Genomic DNA, 22479 nt, shown 5'->3' with positions numbered 1-22479 from the left:
AATACCCACTTATCCATATCTGCCGGATCGGCATTTCTTCCTTGCCATGATTTGCCGGGCAATATTCAGCCAGCTTAGCCGTTTTCATACCTTCCTATAAGCCATCCTCAATCACCACGATCTCCTCTCACTATAAAGCGTGAGAGAACAGCTTAATAGTCAAGAATGATCTATACGATGATTTTTTTCCGGTTTATCCAGGAGCAGAAACGAACCAGACAGCTCGATCTATCTTGCGGCGGGGCATTACGTCGAGCTCAGGAAGCGGCAATCGACAACGCATGTCTTGGCCTGGCTGCCAAAACGGAAGGGAAACAGAATAGCGTAAAGCTTAAACAAAACCGTAGTGGTGCAAACCCTCGATTATTCCAGCCGCATATTTACCCGTGCTGAAATAGACCCGCGCAGCGCTCTTCAGATAGGCCAGTTCTTCGCTGTGGTTGCCAACAATGAGGCCGCGGGTTTTGCCCTCCAGCATGTCCGCGTCATTGCCCGAATCGCCGGCTACCATGACGTGGCGGGGCAGAAACTCGTATTTATACTGCAGATACTCCACCGCTTTGCCCTTCGATGCACGGCGGGGCAGGATATCGAGAAACTGATTATGGGAATAAATGACCTGGCAACGCAGTTTCTGCTCATCCAGGGCTTGTCTGATCTGGTCCAGCCGGTCATCTTTATTTTCCAGATAATAGCTTATTTTGTGACTGCGCTGCCCTTCTGCTTCCTGAAACACCAGGAAATCAAACGTATGCAGGGTTTCCTTGATATGCTCCGGTTTCCACTTGTGGGAGATATGCTGCTGCCACCCTTTATCCATGCGCAGGTCCGGCCCGTAGTACATCTCGGTGCCGACCGAACAGATGAGGATATCCGGCACGGGAATATTGTATTCGGTCATCGCCTCCAGGGTCAGCTCCAGGCTGCGTCCGGTGGCCACGCCCCAGGCCAGATCGCTGCGGTGCTCGTCGAGCAGCTCGAGCAGCTGGTACAGGCTGGCATCATCGCCGATAAGGGTATTATCGATATCGGTGATCATCAATTTGGTGAGACTCGTCAGCCGTTTTCCAAAAGAGGGTCGCATATGATTTTTCTGATTGGATGATTTGTGGTTGTTCTCCACCTGATGAGCTGGCAAGAACCGGCAATACTGCTCCATGGTCCTTGTACAATGGGTAGTCCAGGAATAGTGCTTACGTACCCCGTTTATCCCATTGTTTGACAAGGTCTCCCACAGGCTCTGATCGATAAGAATCTTTTTCAAAGCCTCACTGATTGCCTCCGGCTGACCAACATCGACCAGCAGGCCACTCTGGCAGTTCTTAATGATATCGACAGGACCGCCATCATGAGTCGCAACGATCGGCAGGCCGCAGGCCGAGGCCTCGATGAGCGTCAGGCCAAAAGGTTCAACCAGTGCCGGATTAATAAAGACCCCGTGGCTCTGGGCACACATCCGGTACAGGGTCGGCACCTCGGTGGCGAAGTCATGCTTCTTGGGGATCGCCAGCTTACCGTAGAGATCAAACCGGTCCATCTGCAGCAGCATATCGGTCAGGACTGCTTTTTCATTATCGCCCATTGTGTTGATATCCTGACGGATACCGGCAAATATCGCCAGATTGGCGATTGCCTGCAGCTCTTTGTCGGTGCCATAGGCCTCGATCAAGCCGGTAATATTTTTACGGTGATCGGGACGACACAGAGCCAGAATAAACGGTCGCTCCGGTTTGATCCAGAATCGGTGCAGTTCATTTCTCAGGGTAATCTTGGTCTGTTTTGCTTCTTCGCTCAGCAAATCGATGTCAAGCTCGGAATCATAATAGGGGTAAAAGGCCTCAAGTTCAATACCCGGCGGGATAACCGTATATGTACCGGCAGCACCATTGGTGTACAGGCCATACTGTTTTTCGATCTCCTGCTGCGTCGAAGTAATAATCATGTCCGCCCTGCCGACAATCTGTTCTTCGGTGTCGATCCGGGTCTGTATCTTATACTGGCGGTCGATTTCCGTTTTTTTCATGCCATCGGCAAGCAGCTTGGCCAGTTTATTTTTCCCCAGAGAATGGCCGGTGAAGAAAAACGGCGTGTCAAAAGCGGCGGCAAGCTGCATGGCCACATAGCCGGCATCGGCATAATGGCCATGAAAGATATCGGGAGGTCTCTGCTGTGAGGTGATAAATTTGATGGTTTTATCAATAAATTCTTCAAGATGCGGCCAGAGAAGCTCTTTTCTCAGGTACTTCCGACCACCACACTGGATGCGGACGATCCGGGCCCCGTCGCAGATCTCTTCGATCGGTTGACTGTAATCCCTGGAGATGTTTTTATCGCGAACGAGCCTGGTAACGAGATCAACCTGCGCCACATCCTCATGGCCGGCTAAAGCCCTGGCAAGTTCTACGACATACTTCGTCTGACCGCCGGTGTCGGCATCTCGTCCCAGCTCCAGCGAGTGGCTGCGAATCAATCCATGGAGACTTATCAGCTGCAGATAGAGTCGATTTGTTTTCATAAATGCAGGTATCCTTCCCAACAAAATCAAGGCCGTCATGACCAAGAAGTGTTCCTGATGGATCATTTATCCTACCCAATTGAAACCGCCAGGGCAACGATTTTTCTCAGAAAACCTGAATATGCGACAACAATGAACCCCGCAGAAAACATCTTTCCCAGATTTTTTTTTACCTCGTCCTGCTGAGCAGATTCAGGTGTTTACCGTTGCCGGTTTTCCCCCGGGTCGGCTGGCATAAACAATACCGGCAAGAAGCAAAGCGCTTCCCGTCAGGGTGATTGTGTTGGGGATTTCCTGGAAGATGACCAGGGCGAGCAGGGTTGCGCCGACAGGTTCGGCAATAACGGCGACCGAGACGGTAGCGGCGGTGAGGTAGCCAAGTGCCCAATTATAGGAAGAATGGCCAACGAGCTGGGGAAAAATGGCCATCAGCAGCATCACGAGATAGGCAACGGTCGAATATCCGAAAAGGCTGTAGCCAAGGACGACGGCCATGAGAATGAGGAAAAATGCGGCCGTAGAATAGACAACAGCCGTATAGCTCAGCAGGGACATACCGCCCCGCAGACGACGGCCAATGAGCAGGTAGGCGGAGGCGGCCACCGCACCAACCAGCGCCAGACTGTTGCCGAGAAGGGGGTTGGACTGATGGGTGAATTGCGTGAGGCTGAAATGGAAGCGGCCATCGACGACGGCCACGACATCGGCCACGCCAATTAACACACTGCCGAGCATCGCCAGGGCGATGCCGGTTTTCAAGGGCCGCGATAACTGTTCACCCAGCAGAAACGGGGCTGTCAAACCAACCCACAGTGGCGAGGTCGTCACCAGCACGGTCGAACTGGCCACCGAGGTATAGGCCAGCGATGTAATCCAACTGGCAAAATGCAGCGCCAGCATAAAGCCGGAAAGAATCGCCAGCCCCCAGGAATTGCCCGACATCCGGCAGAGCTCCGAGCGTCGCCGCGCGAGCGCCAGCGGCAATAAAATGGCTGACGCCAGGCTCAGTCGCCAGGCGGCAATGACGATGGATGGCATGTCCTGGCCCTGGGCTAATCGTACCAGAATAGAGCCGGACGAAATACCAATTACACCGAAAATTAATACCAGGATCGGGGGAAAGCGCGGTGAGGTATCAGTTGCCATCAATTCTCTTCAACCTGAAAGACGTCTGGACAGTAATCTTGGTCAATCTTCAACGAGCCCCAGCAGCATCAGCCAATGGGAGCGAGACGCCCCGCATCGTATCAATACGTCAGATCAAAGCTAAAGAAAACATCATTGCTGGAGATTTGAGCAGATGACGTGTCCTCTACGCTGTCATATGCTGCGGTTCGAATATCATGTTTGCCCGTCAGTGATACCTGCAGATTCTCGGTGAGGTGCAATCCCAATTTGACAGACATGTCGAGGGAACTGATCATATTGTCAATATTTGCAGTATTCACAAGATCCTGCTGATCAGAATACTGCAACAGCATGGACAGCGTCCAGCGGCCATGACCCGGCGTCACAAGGCTGTTTAGGCCAAATGTCCGTTTTGGCACATCCCAGTTTTCCTGGATGCCTGAGTAATTATCAAAGAACGTAATAAAAGGAGTGATACTGAGCCAGTTGCTGGGATGAATATCTGTTGCCAACTGAAAACCGTTTCTGAGAGCAGTATCGGAGGAGAACCCCTCCTGCCAAGACCCTGCAGTTCGGCTGTATGGCTCGAGACCGGGCCAGGCTGCTGACACATCGAAGATTTCCTGGAAAGCGGAGATGTTCACCGTCAGGCTGTTGGCAATCCAACGATCGTAACCGATTTGATAAAAGCTGAGATACCTGCTGTCAAGTGCCGAAGCATCGTATAGACCGGCAAATGTGTCCGATTCGTCGTGCTGAAAAGCTGCAGAAGCGGACCCAATTTCATTATGAGCATAGCCGGTAATCGTGCCGTTTTCGTGTACCGGGATTTCTATGGAACTCTCAACCTCAGCCTGCCTTGGTCCTGAGCCGGAACTCAGGGCCTGATGACGCTTTGAACCGACAAATCTTTTTTGCCAGTAACTTTCACTCAGTTTCGATACAGTAATGCCAAGGCTGGAGCTGGCATGAATGAATTTCCCATTCGAAAGGTATACCCCAACGTGATTAATCCTTTTTTTCCTCTTGTCGGAGAAAAAAATCAGGTCGCCTGGCTGCATCCTTTTTTTGGAGATTTTCTGCAGGTCTGAAGATTGATATTGCTCGACAGAGCTGTGCGGTAATTCAATGCTGAAGATCCTGTCATAGAGCGTTCTTGCAAAGCCTGAACAGTCCATGCCCTTTTTCGAGGTCCCTCCGCGCTGGTAGGGAACACCGAGGTACTCTTTGGCCTTTTTTTCAAACTGTTGTGCAGTAAGACCGCAGGAAGACAATAACGACTCAGAGCCGCTCCCCATACAGAATGCCAAAGACGCCGACATAAAGAAGGCAACCACGCAAAAGAACAGGACGATGGTGCCAGGAGACAAATATTGTAGATTTTGTCTTCGATTACTCATGCATCATTTTCTGTAGATTTTGCATATACCAGAAAGATTCAAACGTGCAACGTGTCGTTCACGTCTCTATGATTTGCCAGTACGTATTTGATAGACTCAAATGTAAAAGCGACAAGGTCAGCGCTTTTCGCCAAAATGATGTTATTCAAATAGCCTATTTGAGGATGCCTTGTCAAACCAAATTCAATTTTGCTACAGATTCGGCGGTTGCCAACAGGCGGTTTTGCACCGTCAAAAGATCAAAACAATGGGAAGATACCGCAGATTTTGGCAAAAAAAAGAAATGTTGTTTTTTTCCGGCCTCTTGTCTGAAAAGAGAGTGCCAAATGTGCCCCAGGTTGGGCCGGGAATTGACTACTTGCCACCATACGCGAAGGGATTATAGCCAGCATGAACCATAATGACCCAGGCAGTTGCACAGGTGCTGGGCATGGGGTTGGCATACCAGCCAAAGGGAATCAGGTACCGTTTGCTTGCGTAGAGATAGGGCCGGGTTTTGCGAGCCGTAAATAATTGAGCAAATTCTTGCGGCCGGCCAGGAAAACTGCTCGTTGCATAGGTGTCGAGACGCATTGTATCGATTGCCGCCACCATCGATTGCATATCATGGCCAAGTGTTGCCAAGAAGCGCCTGGATTCCCGGTAATGGTTTGATTCCTTGGGAATTTTCTCATAGTAGCTGATCATTGTGCGCAGCATGTTGATGGCGCCAGCAGTCCATTCCGTGGAGAGAATACCCTGCCGGAAGTTGCCATCTGCGTCAATACCGTTTCCATCCTGGTTCGAAAACCCCACACCCCAGAGTGTTCTGCCGACACCATAGCCGCCCCATTTTTTCACCTGTTGCCAGTTTTGATAGGCAGCGCCGAAGCCGAACCACGCATCAATCTGCTGCGGCCCGAGGGCGGCAATTCCCCAGGTATTGACATCCACTGCCTTAGGCTGCAGACTTGGCACCCATTTAACGGTGCTCGTCGGGTCGTCAGCACGACCTCCCTGGACAAATTCCCCGTCACGCCAGGCCAGATCCCTGAAAAAAGCCAGAAGACCGGAAGTTGTGCGATCTTTGCCGATCATGCCACCGTTGATCATCGCATCGACCAGTTGCAGTGCTTCCTGGATTGCCACAGCATCCTCTGGACGCACATTTGGCTCATGCGTAATGGTCGCCCACAGGGTGGAATGCAGAAGTGTAAGACCTGCATACAAAGAAAAATTGTTTTCAACCGACACCCCGTAGGGATCCACCAGCTGTTCCCCCTGGTTGGCTACCGTACCAGCCGGGGCATAATACAGTGCACCGGAGGGCGACTGCATTGCCGCAAAAGTCGGCAGTATATCGAGCGCATTTTGCACGGCCGGATCCTGCAACGGCACAAAGGCTGATTTCTGATCGAGGATATAATGGATATATGCGGCCTGCAGCGGGCCCACCAGAAATGCCCAGCCATTTTCGCCGGTAATCGGCTTCCAGTCCGTCCAGGTAACCCTGCCGGGTTGATATTCGGGATTTTTCTGTGGCAGGGCAGCGGTTTTAATCCGATCTGCATACCTGGTTCCGGCAAAAGGATCCACCGACAGCCAGTTCCTTGGCAGCATGCGAAACGCGTAGGCCTGTTGGGGCTCGGTAATGGCCCGTTGATTGTAGACAAAGACCTTGCCGCTTGTCATCGCCCGATTTTGGCCGGCACTGACAGTACTTGAGTTGCCGTTGTACCCCTCCTTCAGCAAATAATTTTGATTGCTGACCAGGGCATAAGGGTCCTCGTTGTCCGGCAGGGAAAATCGATTGATGGCATGCCCGAGCATGACGGCGATCTGCCAGGTTGCAGCATCGTAGATGTTGGTTCCGTTGTGGCTGTTGACACGTTCGGTCTGCAGATCGCCGGAATGTGATTTTTGCGGGGTCAGGGTATAGGTTTGCGGATCGTAAACATCAGTAACCGAGCAGGAGTTTCCGGGCAGTTCGCAGACATACCGGCCCCAGTATTCCGGGCTGTCGGAAAAACTGAGCGGCAGCAGACGACCCCGGAGTTTTCCGGCCGTGGCCGTGTAGAGAACACCGTCCGCCGAGTCCCGGTCACTGACCAGAAATCGATAGCTGGCCGCCAGATCAGCATCGGTTGCCTGTGCATCTCCCAAGGGGAGTATCACCAGCATTTGCAGAAGAAAGACAATGATTGCGAATATCATGATGCGGTCTTTCTGCATCAGTAGACAATGTACGGCCTGGTTCATCGACGTAAAAGATGTCAACCAACTTTCGAATTCTTTACGGTGCTCGTCTGTCGCATGTTACCCCTTGAATTTTATGACTGCTTTTGGGAACTGCTCTGGATAGCCCGGTACAACCGTTCCACCAGGGCCTGATTGAAGCCATGGGAGGTCATATTGGCGACAATGCGTCCTCTGATGGAAAAACCAAGCAGATAGAGGTCGCCGATCAGGTCCAGTATCTTGTGGCGCACGAATTCGTCGGGATAACGGAGCTCCGTATTGATGACTTTGCCTTCGTACATGATGATATGGGAATTGAGATATCCACCGCCGACCTTGCCCAGCCGCTGGGCCATCTCAATATTTTCGAAGGTATTGAATGACCGGGCCGGGGCTATTTCCTTGGCAAAAGACCCTTTTTCAGGATTGAAAGTATAAACCTGTTCCCCGATGGGAAGAGAATAGTCAACCCTCATCGATATCTCGAACCCTTCGAAAGGTTCTGCATAGATATACTTTTCCTGTTTCTCCTCGTTGCCGACGCCGATTTTCTGGCGGATGACCGCAACCTTGGTAAAGGCCGGCTGTGCCTCTATCCCCGCCTGGGCGATGAGGTCACAGAAGTCCTTGCCGGAACCGTCTATGTTCGGCACTTCGTCATCTACCTTTATGAGCACGTTGGTTATGCCGTACATGGAAAAGATTGCCATCAGGTGTTCAACAGTGCGTACCTGCTGCCTGCCGTTATCCAGCGTGGTGGAATTGGCTGAGAAGGTCTTCGAGGAAACCGTTTGGGAAAAATTTTCCAGGGAGGTAATGTGTCCATGGATGGTTTGACCGTCGAGAGTTTGAAAGACGATACCTTCATTGATCCCGAGCGGGCTGAGGATAATGCCTGTTTTCCGGCCGCTCAGAAGCCCGACACCGTTAAGAACTACATTTTCTCTGAGGGTGCGCTGCGGTTCCCGGGAATCAACGACCTCCACCATGCCGGGGGGCAGCAACAGGTCGGCGCTGGCGATCTCAATTCCCATATCCGAGGGCAGGTTCCAGTCGCTCCTTGGAGGCCGATGCATAATGGCAGATTGCACCTTGTCGAGTAACACCTCAAGATGCAGCGGTTTTTCCATAAAATCGTAGGCACCGGCCTTTATCGCGGCAACCGCCGTCTCGATCCCGGCATGTCCGCTCATCATGATGATGGGCAGGGTGGGGAATCGTCCCTGCAGCCGTTTCAGAAGCTGCAGACCGTCCTGACCCGGCAGCCAGATATCCAGCATAACGAGAGAGGGCTCCTGCATATCGAGGCTCTGCCAGAAGCTTTCCGCATCCTGAAATACAATGGTCTCATACCCCTCGTCTTTAAGGATATTCGAAATTGTCGAACCTATAAAAGGTTGATCGTCTACTATACAAATAGGATTCATATCACTCTTGTCCAAAAAACATTGTTAAAATGAGACCCGCAAATATCTATGATAAGCGATTATACGAGGGTGAGCCACCATGACTTTTCCCGACCATGGCGACGGGTGCAGCCCGGCAGTGTCTCTGAATAAACCATATAATCGTCGTTGATCAAAAAAATTTTCCGACCATGTACTCCGCGGTGGATTATAGGATGCGGCATGCCAGGTATTGCTGTTCTCCTCATCGTCGCATATGTACTTTGATAACCATTGAATTTTACTTATTTACGCATTTGTCAAGCCCCCCGGTCATGCAGACAGCCAGGAGCCTTGAACGCCGGCACAAACTTATTGTGCATCGACATAGCCTGAATTGTTCATATGAACGGCGCCATACAGTTCTGTGAAAAATACGATTGTTTCGCGAGATGGTGAGATAAATTGAACACCGTACATCTGATCATGAGCCGATATTACTTTGACCTTTTCCTTCATTTTGAAAGTGCGGCCAATCCGACAGCTGACGATCAACAGATCGTCGACTTCCTGGGTTCTGGCGGAACGCAGCATGAGCCCGCCAGTACTCAGGTTAACTATGTCTACCATTCCGCTTTTCAACTTTGTGGCGTTATAACAATGGGCCTGGATGTTCTCATCCACGAGGTCATTATGGGGTATCCGCTTATGGTGACGTCTTTCCTTTAAAAGAGGGTCAAACGCATCTACAGCATCAGGGGGAGATGAAAGAGACACACTCACTGCCTTATCTGCAAAGCATGGCTTGTCAAATTTCTCAATGTGTTCAAACAACCAATGTTCAAGGAAAACTGAAGGTGTCGGCTCCCCTTTTGTCCTGTTGTTCCTGAAATCATGGATAAACGTATTCAACCTTTTAATCAGTGTATAATGTTCGAGACAATGGGTGATAGAATCAGCATGCTTTTGAAATTGTTCCTCTTCGGTCTGAAAGTGCTGAAAAGCGTAGTCACGTAACACCCCCAACAGAATATCGACGACCCTTATGTTGACCTCGGTGCGGATTGCATTGTTCAAGTCCTTGATCAAATCAAATAGCACTTTATGTTGATTGTCGATGATATCGGAACCAACTTTCAGTTTTGCATCCCAGACTGTGTTTGTCTTCACGTATCTCCCCTTCACAAGCGCAAAGCGCCTTTATCTCACTAAAAACGTAATAAAATAACCCGCAGATATCTGAAAAGCCACGGGTTGACCAAGTCATGCGCCGGTTGCAAGGTAAACTGCCTGAGCAAGAACTTCAACCGCAGATCATTTTGCTGCCTAAAGTGATGTGGTGACCGCGACACACTTGAGGTAAAAATCTCTGGGTAGCGGTGAAACTCCTCCTGATTAATGCTCAGGACCGACAGTATACCATCAGTACGCTTAATACGTTTGCTATTTTAATAGGTGATTACCACTAAACCGCAGCTATATGGGGATATGAGGTGTCCTTTGCACGGGTGTTCCGCAGCCTGGATGGCTGCGGTCAAGCCCCCAGGGATGGGTTTATGGCGTCCCGTGCAAAGGGCACCTCATAACCCTCTGGACCTGCCAAGCTGAGGTTTAGTGGTAATCACATTTTAATACATGTGCCTGCCCCGCAATCTCAACCTTTCGCAATGGCAGGAGGGGTGAGCCGGCAATTTTGTTCAAGCACTCGACATGAACCCGACATGGCCTCTATATGAGGTGACGTGGGACCCTATTCCGCCATATGTCCTCTATTATTCAACCGGTTGTCTGATTACAAAGAAAGCGAAGAAAGACATCTCACGATGAATTTAACCGTCATGGAAGGACCAGAAAGGGCATTTTTGTGCACCCCCCGAAATGTGCCTTCCAGACAGCGTGTTACAAAAGCACGAAGCGTCACTGTTTAAAAAAACACACGCAAGTAGTTGTTTAATAGATCGAAATACTTCGTCTTTTCGGGGTACGTCCCTATATCGACGGCAAAAAAACAACCATGGGTATTGCAATGAAGAAAATAATTATGCTGGCGATCGTAATGATGACCATGCTCGTCTCTCTTGGCGGATGCTATGTTGTTCCTTTCCATGACAGAGGTCGAGGACATGATCTTTACTGGAACGGCGGATATAACTATGACAGGGGAAGAGGTGGCCATGACCGTAACCGCGGATATGACTATGACCGGAGAAGAGGAGGCCATGAGCGTCACTGGGACGGAGAATATAACCATAACAGGTATTGAGAACACGCCGAATAAAGAGAACTCCAGCTTCTCTACATGACCGTCCAGACCGCAAAATCCCTGTTCTTTTTATACCCTACTCCGACAGCGCCTTTTCCCAGATAAAGCACATAGGACCAATCGGTTGCAAAGGCGCTGGTCGTTGAGGACCAGTAGGCTTCCTGGATAGCGGCAAAAGGATGCGCGGCTGGAAGAGCCGGAGTATGGGTTGAGGCGTCGACAAGACTTTCCAGCTCATTGATGGTCGGCAACCGCCAGGGCAGACCTGTCTCTTTGGCATAGGCGCAAACGGCTGCCAGCGCCTCGCTCCAGCTGGCAGTCTCTCCGCACAAATTGGCTTGGGTATGCCAGGTCAGATCAGTCAGTCTATCCAATACCCCGGTCTGCAGAGAAATAAATCGAGGTCTGGGCCATGGAACTCCCGTTGCAAGCGAACCATCCTGCCTGCTTTCGCTACATGCTACTGTCCGCCCCAGATTATCGAAACACTGTGTCTCCCCTGTCGCGGCCAGAACAGCCGATGCACCACAAACCGGCCAGACCCAGTAATAATCGTTCTTGTTGCCGTAAAACATCCTGCCGCCTTCCAGGTGCACATACCAGGCATACTTCGGGGCAATGGCAGCAGTGGTAGAGGTCCAGATCCACCCCAAAAATACATTTTGAAAGGGATGCCCCGCGGTCAAGGCCGGTTTTTTTGCGCTGTGGTCAATGAGGCTTCTTAATTCGCGGCGATTCGGCATTCGCCAATCCTTTCTGCCAAACTTTTCCTCTCGGTTTAACTGCTCGACAAAGGCCAATCCCTCCTGCCAGCTCACAGGAAAGTCGGTAGGGCAAATGTTTCTCATCCAGACAAGCTGCGTTGCGTGATCCCTGACCAGCTCATCGTCGATGAGCTCAAATCGATTTTCCGGCCAGCCGACACCCGGACAAAACTCTGCATCCTGCCCTGTCCCCCGGCAATCAATCAGTTCACCATCGTCGTTGTAGCATCGCTGCTGCCCCGTTGACAAAATATGTCTGGTGCGCATGACAGTGTCCCCCTCCCTTGCGGTATGCATTTTGCTCTCTCTCTTGACAGTATAATTATATAATTTATGATAGTTCGCATTTGAAGGGAAAATTGGAGCAAAACAGCGTTGTCAGCGTGATTCCAGGATACAAGTCCTCAGCAGTATCTGAAAATTGTTCCTGCTCTTTCCTCCTCAATTCTCCTCTCTCTTTGCCCATTCAAAGTGCTCGGGAAGAATTGCCGCTTTTTGCTTCAAGCCGTCGAAAAAAAAATCGAAGTTTATCCAGGCGATTTCAGCTTGTCATGGGCGTGTGCAAAAATGGCATTAATCTCCGAGGACACACATTCTCCATCAGGAATTCCCGAAATGAATCGAACCTGTAGTGCAAAAAGTAAAATTCTCATGCTCCCCTGCGCGGGTGCATCCAGGGCGGGCCAACTGACCAGACATGCCGTCCAGGAATTGGTCCTGGAAGGCAAAGGGGAGTGGGTTGACGGTGGGCGTGGCGCAAATTTACCGGAAATGATCTGCAGGCCGGCTGATGCGCTGCCCTTTATTGTCGTGGATGGATGCGAGCAACAGTGCGGCAGAAAACAGCTTGGCGCACTCAATTGCAACCTTGAGTTTCACCTGTCCCTGGCAGATCTGGGTATAGAAAAGACGGAATCTACGGACTTATGGTGCGATGCGTTACAGCTCGTGAAAGATGCAATCATCGCTGAAGGCACAAGATTGTCAGAGCGGCCGCCCATTATATTGGGTGGATGTGGATGTCGATAGCCGCGAGAGCCACTTCCCTCGATACCTACCGACTGTGCCTTTTGCGTCAAACCAACTCAGATAAAATCAAAATTGGCCTTTCCTGCTGATTTCGTCATACAGAGCCTGGTATTCCTGTGTCAGTTTATGCCCTGGACTCAGAAAAATCATGGGAGTGGACTCGTGGTGAGATTCTCGAATCTTCACCGAAGAAGAAATTTTCGTTGCGAGAATCGGCAGGCCATCGGCTTTCAGTTCGTCGACTATTTTTTTCGGATAAGCTGCCCGGGCCATGAACTGATTAACGATAATGCCTTCCACTATAAGGGCGTTATTATGGTCTCTCTGGATATCACCGATGTGTTTTCCGACATCAAAAATTGCATCTTTGGAAAATGCATCGCAGTCGAAGGGGATCAAACACCGGGAGGCGGCGATTAAGGCTGACTGGCTGAAAAAGTTCATCGCCGGCGGGGTATCGATAAACACGGCCTCAAAACCGGAAATTTTTTCCAGCATTTCTTTCAGCTTATAGATTTTATGTTTGCTGACGAGCTGTGCCTCAAGGTCCGCCAGACCTGAGTGAGACGGTATGACATAAAGATTATCGAACCTGGTTTGGTGAATAAAGGACTCGGGTTCAGGCCGGGGGCTGCTGAGGTGGGAGAAAAATGGATTGAATTCGAAAATACTCCCGCCGTCCAGCGATGCTTTGAAAAAGTCGAAGATCGTCCGGCCTTGTTCCTTAATTTCATTGTATCTGTCACGCAACAGGTACTGACTGGCATTGGCCTGGGGATCGAGGTCTACCACGATGGTTTTTTGGCCGGATGATGCACTGATGGCAGCAAGGTTACAGGTAATGGTAGTTTTTCCGACGCCACCTTTTTTATTAAAGATCACACGACAGACCATCATGGAGTCCTCTTTATTATTATTTTTTCTGATTGCCCCTGATGTTCAGCTCCTGAACCAGGGCGGGAGCCGTTCGTAGCCCGGGACGCCGGAAACCCATCCCTGGGGGCTTTTCTGCAGCCGCCCATGGCTGCAGAGACCCGTGCAATGAACAGCGCACACCCTTCCATTCCGCCAGGCTGAGTTTGCGGGGTAAGCAAATTATTTTTTGCGCACACTTGTAAAGGCCGATTACTTTGTCACCGTTTTTCCGAAAAAATAAGTTTACAGATGCCACTCCCATTGAATCATGAAAGAACTGCCCTGCCAACCTCTTTTCAGGAGGAGACTGCAATATTTGCGCTGTTTCTGAATCTTTTCGAGTGTCAGGTGAGCACGGGAATCAGGGTCCACTTTTAATGCGGCGCCTGGCCATGCGTTCGAACCGAAATTCAGGCACCATAAAAAGAGCACCGGCAAGCAACTGGAAAAGGTTTGGAGAGAGGTAACCAGTCGGGAGCTGCAGGCAAAATCCTATTCCTTTTTATACAACGGTCCTGAAAGATCGAGGTGTGTCAGGTAGAGACGCATATCGAATTCCAGCTGATGATATGCAGGGAGGATATGCTCGCACAGTTTATAAAACGCCTTGTTATGATCCTTTTCTTTGAGATGGGCAAGCTCATGGACGACAATCATCCGCAGAAGTGGTTCCGGTGCAGACCTGAAGGTGGAGGCGATGCGGATCTCATTCTTCGCTTTCAGGTTGCCGCCCTGCACCCGTGATATAAATTTATGCACCCCAAGGGCCTGGTTTCGCATCTTGATTTTTGCATCGAAGAGCACCTTGCTTAAGGGCGGCGATTGCTGCATGGCTCTATTTTTTATGGCCATCACATATTCATAGAGAGCTTTGTCGGTACGAATCTCATGCGGCGCAGGATATTTCTCCAGCAGGAACGGTTGTAATTTCTGCGCTCCTATCATGCACTGGACCTTATCAGTAAGGTGCCCAGGATATCCCCGTAAATATTGCAATTCCTGCACTGTATCACCTGTTTTATTATCGCAAATTGCGGCTTCGATCCAAAGAGGTCGCTTCTGTCCCCGTTTCACTCACCTGTTCGCCGCAGAGGAACTTGAGTATGTTTTCAATTAGTATAGGTTATGGGAAAAAGCAAGCCCGGATAATGCGGGATGGCTCAATCAAAGCTTGACCTGAAAACCGAAACTGTGGCAGAGTTAGAGAATCATACTCGCCCCTGACACCCTCTCGTCACTGGCCGTATTGCTCGAGAGTGGTGACCGCTTTCGGGTCCGTTCGACCGGCCTTTGTCACCGGAATATGCAATGTTTACAAAAGTCCCGCTTTGGCACAAATAACGGGGTATACGCAAAATGAAAAATCTCGTTGTTTCGTGGTCAAAAAATAAATATTTCAGGCCGCTTGTTATTATCTCATGTCTGTTAATACTGCTTGGATCCACATTCCTGCCACTCCATGCAATTACGAAAAACGGAGCATTTATTTGTTCCGGCGCCTTTCCCATTTTGGCCGGATGGTTACTGGGGCTGCGTCTGGGGCTGCTCTACTGGTTATTACATTCTGTGCTTCTTATGATGCTTGCCCGTGCAGTGGGAAGTGGCATGGATGAATTGATTTCAAGCGGCATTCCCTCCTATGCTGTTACATTGTTAATCACCTGTGGGGTGGGAAAAATCAGTGATTTGACCAAATCTCTGAAGCATGAAATTAAAGAACACAAACGGATCGGATTGGAATTGCAACAATACAAGGAAACACTGGAAAAAAATATAAAGGAACGGACTAAAGACCTGATGAGGAGCAACGAGCAACTCAAACAGGAAATGTTAAAAAACGAGCAAGCCAACAAAGAAAACCTGAACCTGCAGACCAGTCTTAAACAGGCAGAGAAAATGGAGGCAGTCGGGCAGCTTGCCGGTGGTGTAGCGCACGATTTCAACAACATGCTGGGGGTGATCCTCGGGCATACAGAGATGGGAATGGAACAAATTGACACGTCCCATCCGCTGTTTGCAGACCTGAAAGAAATCCAAAAGGCCGCCATTCGCTCGGCCGATATTACCCGGCAACTGCTCGCCTTTGCCCGTAAACAAACCGTCGCTCCCAAGTCGCTCGACCTGAATCAAGCCATCGAAAGAATGCTAAAAATGCTGCAGCGGCTCATCGGTGAGGGCATCAATCTTGTTTGGCTGCCCGGACCTGGCTTATGGCCGGTCAAGATCGACCCGTCGCAGATCGACCAGATCATGGCCAATCTCTGCATCAATGCCAGGGACGCTATTGCAGGTGTTGGAAAAATGACCGTCGAGACAGGAAATGACACCCTGGACGAAGAGTACTGCCGCACTCACCCCGGCTTTATTGCCGGAGAATTTGTTCGGATATCTGTACGCGACAACGGCTGTGGTATGAACGAAGAGACACTGGCTCACATTTTCGAACCGTTCTTCACCACCAAAGATTTAGGCAAGGGAACCGGCCTCGGACTGGCCACGGTCTATGGTGCCGTTAAGCAGAACAAAGGTTTCATTAATGCCGAGAGCGAAAAGGGACAGGGAACGACTTTCACCATCTATCTGCCTCGACATGTGGACTCGGCAGGCGATGCGCCGCCAGGAAAAGGGGCGGAATCAGGAGTAGGAGGCCATGAAACCATCCTGCTTGTAGAGGATGAAAAAACGATCCTGCAAATGACCAAGACGATGCTTCAACTTTTAGGCTACACTGTTATTGCAGCAGCTACTCCGCGTGAAGCCCTCCACCTGGCGGATGCGTTCGCCAGTGAGATTCATCTGCTGTTAACCGACATTGTCATGCCCGAGATGAACGGCCGGGATCTGGCGAAAAAGCTGTCGTCGCTCCACCCGCAGCTCAAATGCCTCTACATGTCAGGATATACGTCTGATATTATCGCCCAACAAGGCATACTGGACAAGGGGATTCAGTTTATCCAGAAACCCTTCTCAAAAAATGACCTGGCAACGAAGGTGAGAATAGTACTACAATAGACACATATAATTTCAGTATGAATACGTCCCTCTACCCGGTCTTTTAATAGCATGATTCAGGCTTTCACCACTCACTTTCAAACTCAAACCATCACTATCACGGCAGACGATGTCTCAAGAGAGATAGCCATCCCGGAACTGGTAAGGCAAAACCAGGTGCTTGTCTCGCTTACCGCAAGCGATACCAGACTCTCAACGACTCTTGCCGCAGGGAAAAATTGTCGCCTTGCAGACGATACAAAGACCATTACTGCTGAAATCTCCGGCTACCCTAGCGTCAGCCAGATCACAGATAAAAATAACACCACCGTCAGTGTTGAAATTACCCCCATAATCGATATTGCCGATGATAAGATGCTGGCAACGATGACTCTCTATCCAAACCTTTCCGGAACACCGCCTCTTGAACTCAGCGACATCCTCACCTTGTGCAGGGAACGGGAGATCAGTTGCGGAATCGATGAATTGACAATCCAGGAGGCCATTGGACAGCTTGAGCGACTGCGACAACCGCAGCACGCAATTCCCATTGCAAGAGGCTTGCTTGCCGTTGATGGATGCGATGCGTTCCTTCGTTTTGCGGTTGATATTGGACCGTTACCAGGAAAAATCCTCCAGGACGGCTCCATAGACTGGCGTGAAAGAAAGATCTTTATCGGGATCGACAAAGACGAACTCATTGCCACCAAGGTTCCCCCCACCCCGGGTACTGCAGGAGTAGACATACGCGGTGTAACTCTCCCCCAGAAACCGGGCAAGGACATCAAAGTCAAAGTCACAGGTGATGTCCAATATATTGAAGAGAGCGGACAAGTAGTTGCAACCGACTCCGGGGTGCTTTCCATCGTCAACGAGACCGATGTCAAGGTGAGCGCGAAGCAGACCATTGACGGCGATGTTGATTTCTCTGTTGGTAATATTGCGTCAAATAACGGACTTGAAATAAAAGGGGATGTTAAACAGGGTTTCGTCGTCAGTTGCCGGGGAGATCTTTCCATCGGAGGCAATATCCTTGGCGCAACGGTAACAGCCCAGGGTAACAGTAAAATTGGCAGTGGTCTTATCGGCGAAAATTCTGCGCTTAAGACAGACGGCGATGTGGAAATATCGTTTGTCGAGCGGGGAAATATTACCAGCGGTGGCACCGTTGTCATCACCAGAGGTGCCTACTACGCATGCGTCAGCTCCAAAAAAATACTCATGTGTCGACCCGATGCTAAAATAGTTGGCGGAAGGTTCAGTTCCGGTCTCGACTTTATTGGTGGTATAATTGGCTCAGACAATGCTGCGCCAACCATGATCGCGGCGGGAGTGGATGCAGAACGACTGCAGCAACGCGATACGCTTCGGAGCAGTATTCGTGATCAGGAACACGAACTGGAAAATCTCATCCAAATGAACGGACACAGTTTTAGTAAGACCACAGTATATAAAAATAAGGAAGCAGCCCTGCAAAAACGAGTAAATCATCTAAAAAAACTCAATCTGATACCTGACAGCCCGCTCTTCTCAAGACAGGACCCGAACTATAATTACTGCTCGGCTATTGTTGCCATACAGGGCCGAATCATTTCCGGAACCAAGATTCGCATTGGCAACACCAGCACAACACTGGAAGAAGATACCTCTGCCATCCGTTTTCATATCGACAGACGGACGGGACACATCGTTGCCACCCCATACACCGAAGGGAAAAAATAATGTTTGTACAACTATGGATGCGCAGAGAAGTTATAACGGTATCCCCCGCGGAAACAATTGCAAATGCCTGCACCCTGATGGATACGCACCGCATCAGAAGAATTCCTGTGATCGACCAGGAAAAAAAACTTCTTGGCATCATCAGTAAAGAAGATCTGAAAAAAGCACTCCCATCCGCAGTTGACGCAAGCCTTACTGAGACCGCGAGAGCCCTGGCCAGACAGGTGAGAGTAGACACCTTCATGACCCGAGCTCCCATCACCCTGGCCCCTTCTGACACCCTCGAAAAAGCAGCAGCAATCATGCGCAGGCATAAGATCGGCGGCATTCCTGTTATTGAAGAAAATATCCTGGTGGGAATCATTACAGAATCGGACATCTTCGACGCCTTTTTGGAGGTCCTTGGGGCTGGGAACAAAGACACGCGAATCGAACTCTCCGTAAGTCATGACCACACTTCAATCTATAAGGTGTTTGAGGTACTTGCCACATACGACACCCGGATAAACAATATTGCCATCTGCAATAATCACAGTCCAAAGACAAAAACAATAATGCTCCGGATAGAGAGCAAACAGGCCCAGGAAATCGTTGATGAATTGTGGGACATAGGTTGTAAAATAAGCAGCATCATACATGAAGACTGAGCAAGCTTCACACTCTCTCTCAAGAACAACTGCTCGATTCGCCAAGCGATCCGAGCAGTAAACAGATCCGCTCCCATATCCCCTTATTGCTGAACTTTAGTGGCAAGCAAATTAATTTTTAGAATTGAGTTGTCCACATGCGGCCAGGACATCATCGCCCTTGGCGCTTCTTATTAAAGTCGGAATTTTAAAAGTATCTAAAACTTCTTTAAATTTTCCGATTTTTTCCAATTCAGGGCGTTTGTAATGTGCCCCCGGAAATGAGTTAAAAGGAATCAAGTTTATATAGGCACTTTTCTCAGCCAGTATCGTGCCCAATTTTTCAGCATCATCCGGCGAATCATTAAAATCTTTTATCAGAAGATATTCATACGTGATGAATTGCTTTTTATTTAAAGGAATCGTGTCAATACATGCCAAGACTTCCTCAAGCGGGTAGATCTTATTAATTGGGATAAGATCGTTTCTCTTTGCGGCAAAGGGTGAATGAAGCGAGAGTGCAAGATTCACTCCGGGCATTTCCCGGCGCCATCTTTTCAGTCCAGGAAGGTAACCAACCGTTGAAACGGTAATTTTTTGAACACCAATTGAAGTCCCGTGCTTTGATAAGAATATTTCGCACGCTTTCTTGACGGCATCAAAATTATGTAATGGTTCGCCTTGTCCCATAAAAACAATATTTAAAATTCTCTCTTCTCCCGGCCTGTTTTTGGCTAACCAACGCCACGCCTCGAGAAACTGGCCAACAATTTCGCTTGTCGTGAGACTTCTTTTAAGCCCCTGTCTTCCGGTAAAACAAAAAGAACAATTCATGGCACAGCCAACCTGTGATGATAGGCAAATAGAGTATTTATTATGAAACGGAATAAGGACGGTTTCGATTTTGTGATGGTCGTTAAGCTTAAAAAGAAATTTTACCGTTCGATCTTTTGACTCATGCACCGTATCGATTTCGGGAAGAGAAAAGTCAAAATTGTGCTGAAAAAAGGCCAGGGAACCTTTTGAGATTTTCTCACAGCATTGCGCATTTTGTTTTTTCTTATAATGCCAGTTAAAAAGAATGGCTGCGGCTGATTGGTTTAAATCATTCTGATTTAGAACCATTTCCAGATCAGAATGATTTAGATCATAAAATGAATTTTTCAAAAAAATGTCTCTTCTTGATAGCAATATATTGCCAATATCCGGCAGGTTGGAATATCGGCAATGAAAAATCGGAACAAACACACCCCTACGACTCACTCAAGAGCCAGGATACCAGATTTCCGGACTTCGTAAAGCAGGGATGTCATGGAGGGCCATAGCGACCATCGCCCTTTCAACCTGCCGCCCTCCTCGGCAAAATAATGGTGAAGAAGCTTATAGTTGATCCCAGAGGCAATTACCGCAAATTATCACTGACATTTTGATTATCAGATGTTCGGCCGACGCTGCAAGCAGATTGACTTTTCCTGGCACACCTGACCAACGAGCAGACTCTGCCCCTTCTTACCTTATTGGTTTTCGTGGACTGTAACCGCCGTATCCATCGGTAATGACTATTTTACTTATTAAAAATAAGTTGGTAACTAGCGCTTAATTTGCGATTGTACTGATCTGTTTATTCCATGTGCTCTACCTTACGGAGGTGTATCGTGTCACGATTCCGGCTGACAAATCCTGTCTTGCTGTTTGCTCTACTGTTCCTCTCTTCTCTGCCCGTTCACCTGCCTGCTGCGGTTGCGGAGATGCCAAAAATGAAGACCGAACAGCTTCTTTCTCTTCAGGAAAATCCTGACTGGAAGATCGTCGATTGCCGCCTAAACGATGCATTTAACGGCTGGAAACTTGATGGTGTCAAGCAGGGTGGGCATATTCCGGGAGCAACAGACTTCTCCGCCAACTGGCTGAAGGCAGATGGCAAGAACAAGGCACAAACACTGCAAGAGGCTCTTGCAGCTAAAGGCCTCACCAAAGAAAAGAATATTATTCTCTACGATGCCAATGGAAGGGATGCAGCCGAAGTAGCCGGGTACCTCAAAAATCAAGGTTACAGCAACCTGTACTCCTACAATATCAACCTCTGGCCTGTCGAAAAACCGCTCAGCAGATACGAGAATTACCAGCTGATTGTGCCTGCGGTGATTGTGCACGATATCATTGAGGGAAAAATTCCGGAGACCTTTCCTGCCGGCAGCAAGATCAAAATTGTCGAGGCAAGCTGGGGCGAGGAAAAAACCTCATACGCCAAGGGGCATATCCCCACTTCGTTTCACATCAACACGGATATGGTCGAACCGCCCACCACCACTGAGCCTGTCATGTGGATGCTGGCCGACGCGGACACCTTGGCTAAATTCGCCCTGAAATTCGGTTTTACCAGAGATGATGTGGTCATTGTCACCGGGGAGGAGCCGATGGCCGCGTATCGCATCGCCCTCGTTCTCCGCTATATCGGCGTGCAGGATGTACGGGTATTAAACGGTGGAACCCTGGCCTGGACGCTGGCCGGATATCAACTGGAGAAAAAGAGCAATACACCAGCCCCTGTGGCCGATTTTGGTGGCCGGATACCGGGTAATCCGTCAGTTATAGACACCATTGCGCAGGTCAAGGCGGGGCTCAAGACCCCTGAGACATACACTCTTGTTGATAATCGAACCTGGGATGAACATATTGGCAAAATATCCGGTTACAGCTACCACAAGAAAAAGGGGCGTATCCCTGGCTCCGTTTTTGGCTATGCGGGCAAGACAGATGCCTACTCTCTTGATTATTTTCGCAATCCGGATAAAACCATGCGTAACGCCACCGAAATCATGGCACTCTGGAAAGAGCAGGGTATCGACACCAGCAAACGTCTTGCCTTTATGTGCGGGAGCGGGTGGCGTGCGGCAGAGGTATACTACTATGCCGATGTGTACGGGCTCAAAAATATCGGCGTCTACAGCGATGGCTGGATAGGCTGGAGCAACGGCGGCAATCCCGTTGAAACAGGCGCCCCCGGGAAGTGAAAAAAGTTACACTAATTGCATTTGGGGTCACCTCCCTGCAGGTGACCCTTCTGGTTATACTAGTCGTGCTGGAGTACCTGTCGAGCTATAAAGCCGGCCTGGCCCAGCATCTGTACTTCAAAAAAATCAGTTACGTTACCCATTTTTACCAGGGTGCACCACTCTTCCTGCACGGGGTCCTGCTGCTCATTCTGACCGTTATGGCCGTGAAGGGCTCCAGCCGGCACGGGAAAACGATCATTCCGAACTTCTATAAATACTTCATTTTGCTCACAGCATTCGTGATCTGTTTTTTGTCGGCTTTTACCCGCGGGTTGAACATCTATGCCCACCTCTTGATAACCCTGCAACTCTGCATGGTGCTTGAAGTGGCCGGTCTCATGATCAGAAGACCTCCTAGCTGAATGAGTCATTTTGTCCCAGCACCATTTCTGGAGCTGTCGATACCCCGGATCAATCTGAATTACAATGTGCCGTCAGGACTCTTCTTTCGCGTCGTTTTTCAGTATA

17 protein-coding genes are annotated in these 22479 nt (G+C 49.5%); 7 read left to right on the top strand and 10 right to left on the bottom strand.

The genetic code is table 11. The features are described from left to right. Positions 1-331: 331 nt before the first annotated feature. From FCL47_RS13210 to FCL47_RS13185, 6 genes are all read right to left on the bottom strand, one after another. Complete coding sequence (locus FCL47_RS13210) at positions 332-2554, bottom strand: HAD-IIB family hydrolase (RefSeq protein WP_136813988.1); 2223 nt, start codon at positions 2552-2554, stop codon at positions 332-334. Positions 2555-2707: 153 nt separating this feature from the next. After that, a complete protein-coding gene (locus FCL47_RS13205) occupies positions 2708-3661 on the bottom strand; it encodes a DMT family transporter (RefSeq protein ID WP_136813987.1) in 954 nt (317 codons plus the stop codon). 101 nt (positions 3662-3762) lie between these two features. Beyond that, the gene (locus FCL47_RS13200) at positions 3763-5043 is read right to left on the bottom strand and encodes a C40 family peptidase (protein WP_136813986.1); all 1281 of its coding nucleotides are present in this window, start codon (positions 5041-5043) and stop codon (positions 3763-3765) included. A gap of 354 nt (positions 5044-5397) precedes the next feature. After that, on the bottom strand, positions 5398-7236 hold the full coding sequence (locus tag FCL47_RS13195; RefSeq protein ID WP_136813985.1) for a hypothetical protein: 1839 nt from the start codon (positions 7234-7236) through the stop codon (positions 5398-5400). Between the two features lie 116 nt (positions 7237-7352). After that, positions 7353-8687 carry a UDP-3-O-acyl-N-acetylglucosamine deacetylase gene (gene lpxC, locus FCL47_RS13190; protein WP_136813984.1) on the bottom strand — a complete coding sequence of 445 codons (1335 nt, stop codon included), beginning with the start codon at positions 8685-8687 and terminating at the stop codon, positions 7353-7355. A 330-nt stretch (positions 8688-9017) separates the two neighbouring features. Continuing rightward, entirely contained in the window at positions 9018-9815 is a 798-nt protein-coding gene (locus FCL47_RS13185) for a hemerythrin domain-containing protein (protein ID WP_167496479.1), read from the bottom strand. Between the two features lie 856 nt (positions 9816-10671). Between FCL47_RS13185 and FCL47_RS13180 the strand changes: the two genes are divergently transcribed. Continuing rightward, positions 10672-10908, top strand: a complete 237-nt coding sequence (locus tag FCL47_RS13180) for a hypothetical protein (RefSeq protein WP_136813982.1) — start codon at positions 10672-10674, stop codon at positions 10906-10908. A gap of 32 nt (positions 10909-10940) precedes the next feature. Here the strand turns inward: FCL47_RS13180 and FCL47_RS13175 are convergent, their stop codons facing one another. Beyond that, positions 10941-11939 (bottom strand): DUF1566 domain-containing protein, encoded by a 999-nt coding sequence (locus FCL47_RS13175; RefSeq protein ID WP_136813981.1) that lies wholly within the window; start codon positions 11937-11939, stop codon positions 10941-10943. A 348-nt stretch (positions 11940-12287) separates the two neighbouring features. On the opposite strand from FCL47_RS13175, the gene FCL47_RS13170 reads away from it, so the two are divergent. Then, a complete protein-coding gene (locus FCL47_RS13170) occupies positions 12288-12701 on the top strand; it encodes a putative zinc-binding protein (RefSeq protein WP_167496478.1) in 414 nt (137 codons plus the stop codon). A 66-nt stretch (positions 12702-12767) separates the two neighbouring features. Here the strand turns inward: FCL47_RS13170 and FCL47_RS13165 are convergent, their stop codons facing one another. Together FCL47_RS13165 and FCL47_RS13160 are read right to left on the bottom strand one after the other, a co-directional pair. Continuing rightward, complete coding sequence (locus FCL47_RS13165; protein ID WP_136814157.1) at positions 12768-13595, bottom strand: ParA family protein; 828 nt, start codon at positions 13593-13595, stop codon at positions 12768-12770. Between the two features lie 513 nt (positions 13596-14108). Continuing rightward, positions 14109-14621, bottom strand: coding sequence for a YgjP-like metallopeptidase domain-containing protein (locus tag FCL47_RS13160; RefSeq protein WP_136813979.1), 513 nt, complete (start codon positions 14619-14621; stop codon positions 14109-14111). 504 nt (positions 14622-15125) lie between these two features. Here FCL47_RS13160 and FCL47_RS13155 point away from each other — a divergent pair. Genes FCL47_RS13155 through FCL47_RS13145 form a run of 3 tightly spaced genes read left to right on the top strand, consistent with a single transcriptional unit; the run spans position 15126 to position 18976 of the window. Further along, complete coding sequence (locus FCL47_RS13155; protein WP_240744235.1) at positions 15126-16628, top strand: ATP-binding protein; 1503 nt, start codon at positions 15126-15128, stop codon at positions 16626-16628. Positions 16629-16679: 51 nt separating this feature from the next. Then, positions 16680-18329, top strand: coding sequence for a DUF342 domain-containing protein (locus FCL47_RS13150; RefSeq protein ID WP_136813978.1), 1650 nt, complete (start codon positions 16680-16682; stop codon positions 18327-18329). Next, on the top strand, positions 18329-18976 hold the full coding sequence (locus tag FCL47_RS13145) for a CBS domain-containing protein (RefSeq protein WP_136813977.1): 648 nt from the start codon (positions 18329-18331) through the stop codon (positions 18974-18976). Before FCL47_RS13150 ends, FCL47_RS13145 begins: the two co-directional genes overlap by 1 nt. A gap of 111 nt (positions 18977-19087) precedes the next feature. On the opposite strand, the gene rlmN is transcribed toward FCL47_RS13145, so the two are convergent. Beyond that, a complete protein-coding gene (rlmN, locus tag FCL47_RS13140) occupies positions 19088-20122 on the bottom strand; it encodes a 23S rRNA (adenine(2503)-C(2))-methyltransferase RlmN (RefSeq protein ID WP_136813976.1) in 1035 nt (344 codons plus the stop codon). Positions 20123-20712: 590 nt separating this feature from the next. On the opposite strand from rlmN, the gene FCL47_RS13135 reads away from it, so the two are divergent. Then, positions 20713-21969, top strand: a complete 1257-nt coding sequence (locus FCL47_RS13135; protein WP_240744234.1) for a sulfurtransferase — start codon at positions 20713-20715, stop codon at positions 21967-21969. After that, a complete protein-coding gene (locus FCL47_RS13130) occupies positions 21966-22373 on the top strand; it encodes a hypothetical protein (RefSeq protein ID WP_136813975.1) in 408 nt (135 codons plus the stop codon). The genes FCL47_RS13135 and FCL47_RS13130 overlap by 4 nt, the downstream gene beginning before the upstream one ends. Positions 22374-22479 lie beyond the last annotated feature (106 nt).

The organism is Desulfopila sp. IMCC35006 (genome assembly GCF_005116645.1).
Classification (GTDB): Bacteria; Desulfobacterota; Desulfobulbia; order Desulfobulbales; family Desulfocapsaceae; genus Desulforhopalus_A.
This window is presented reverse-complemented; position numbering and strand designations above follow the sequence as displayed.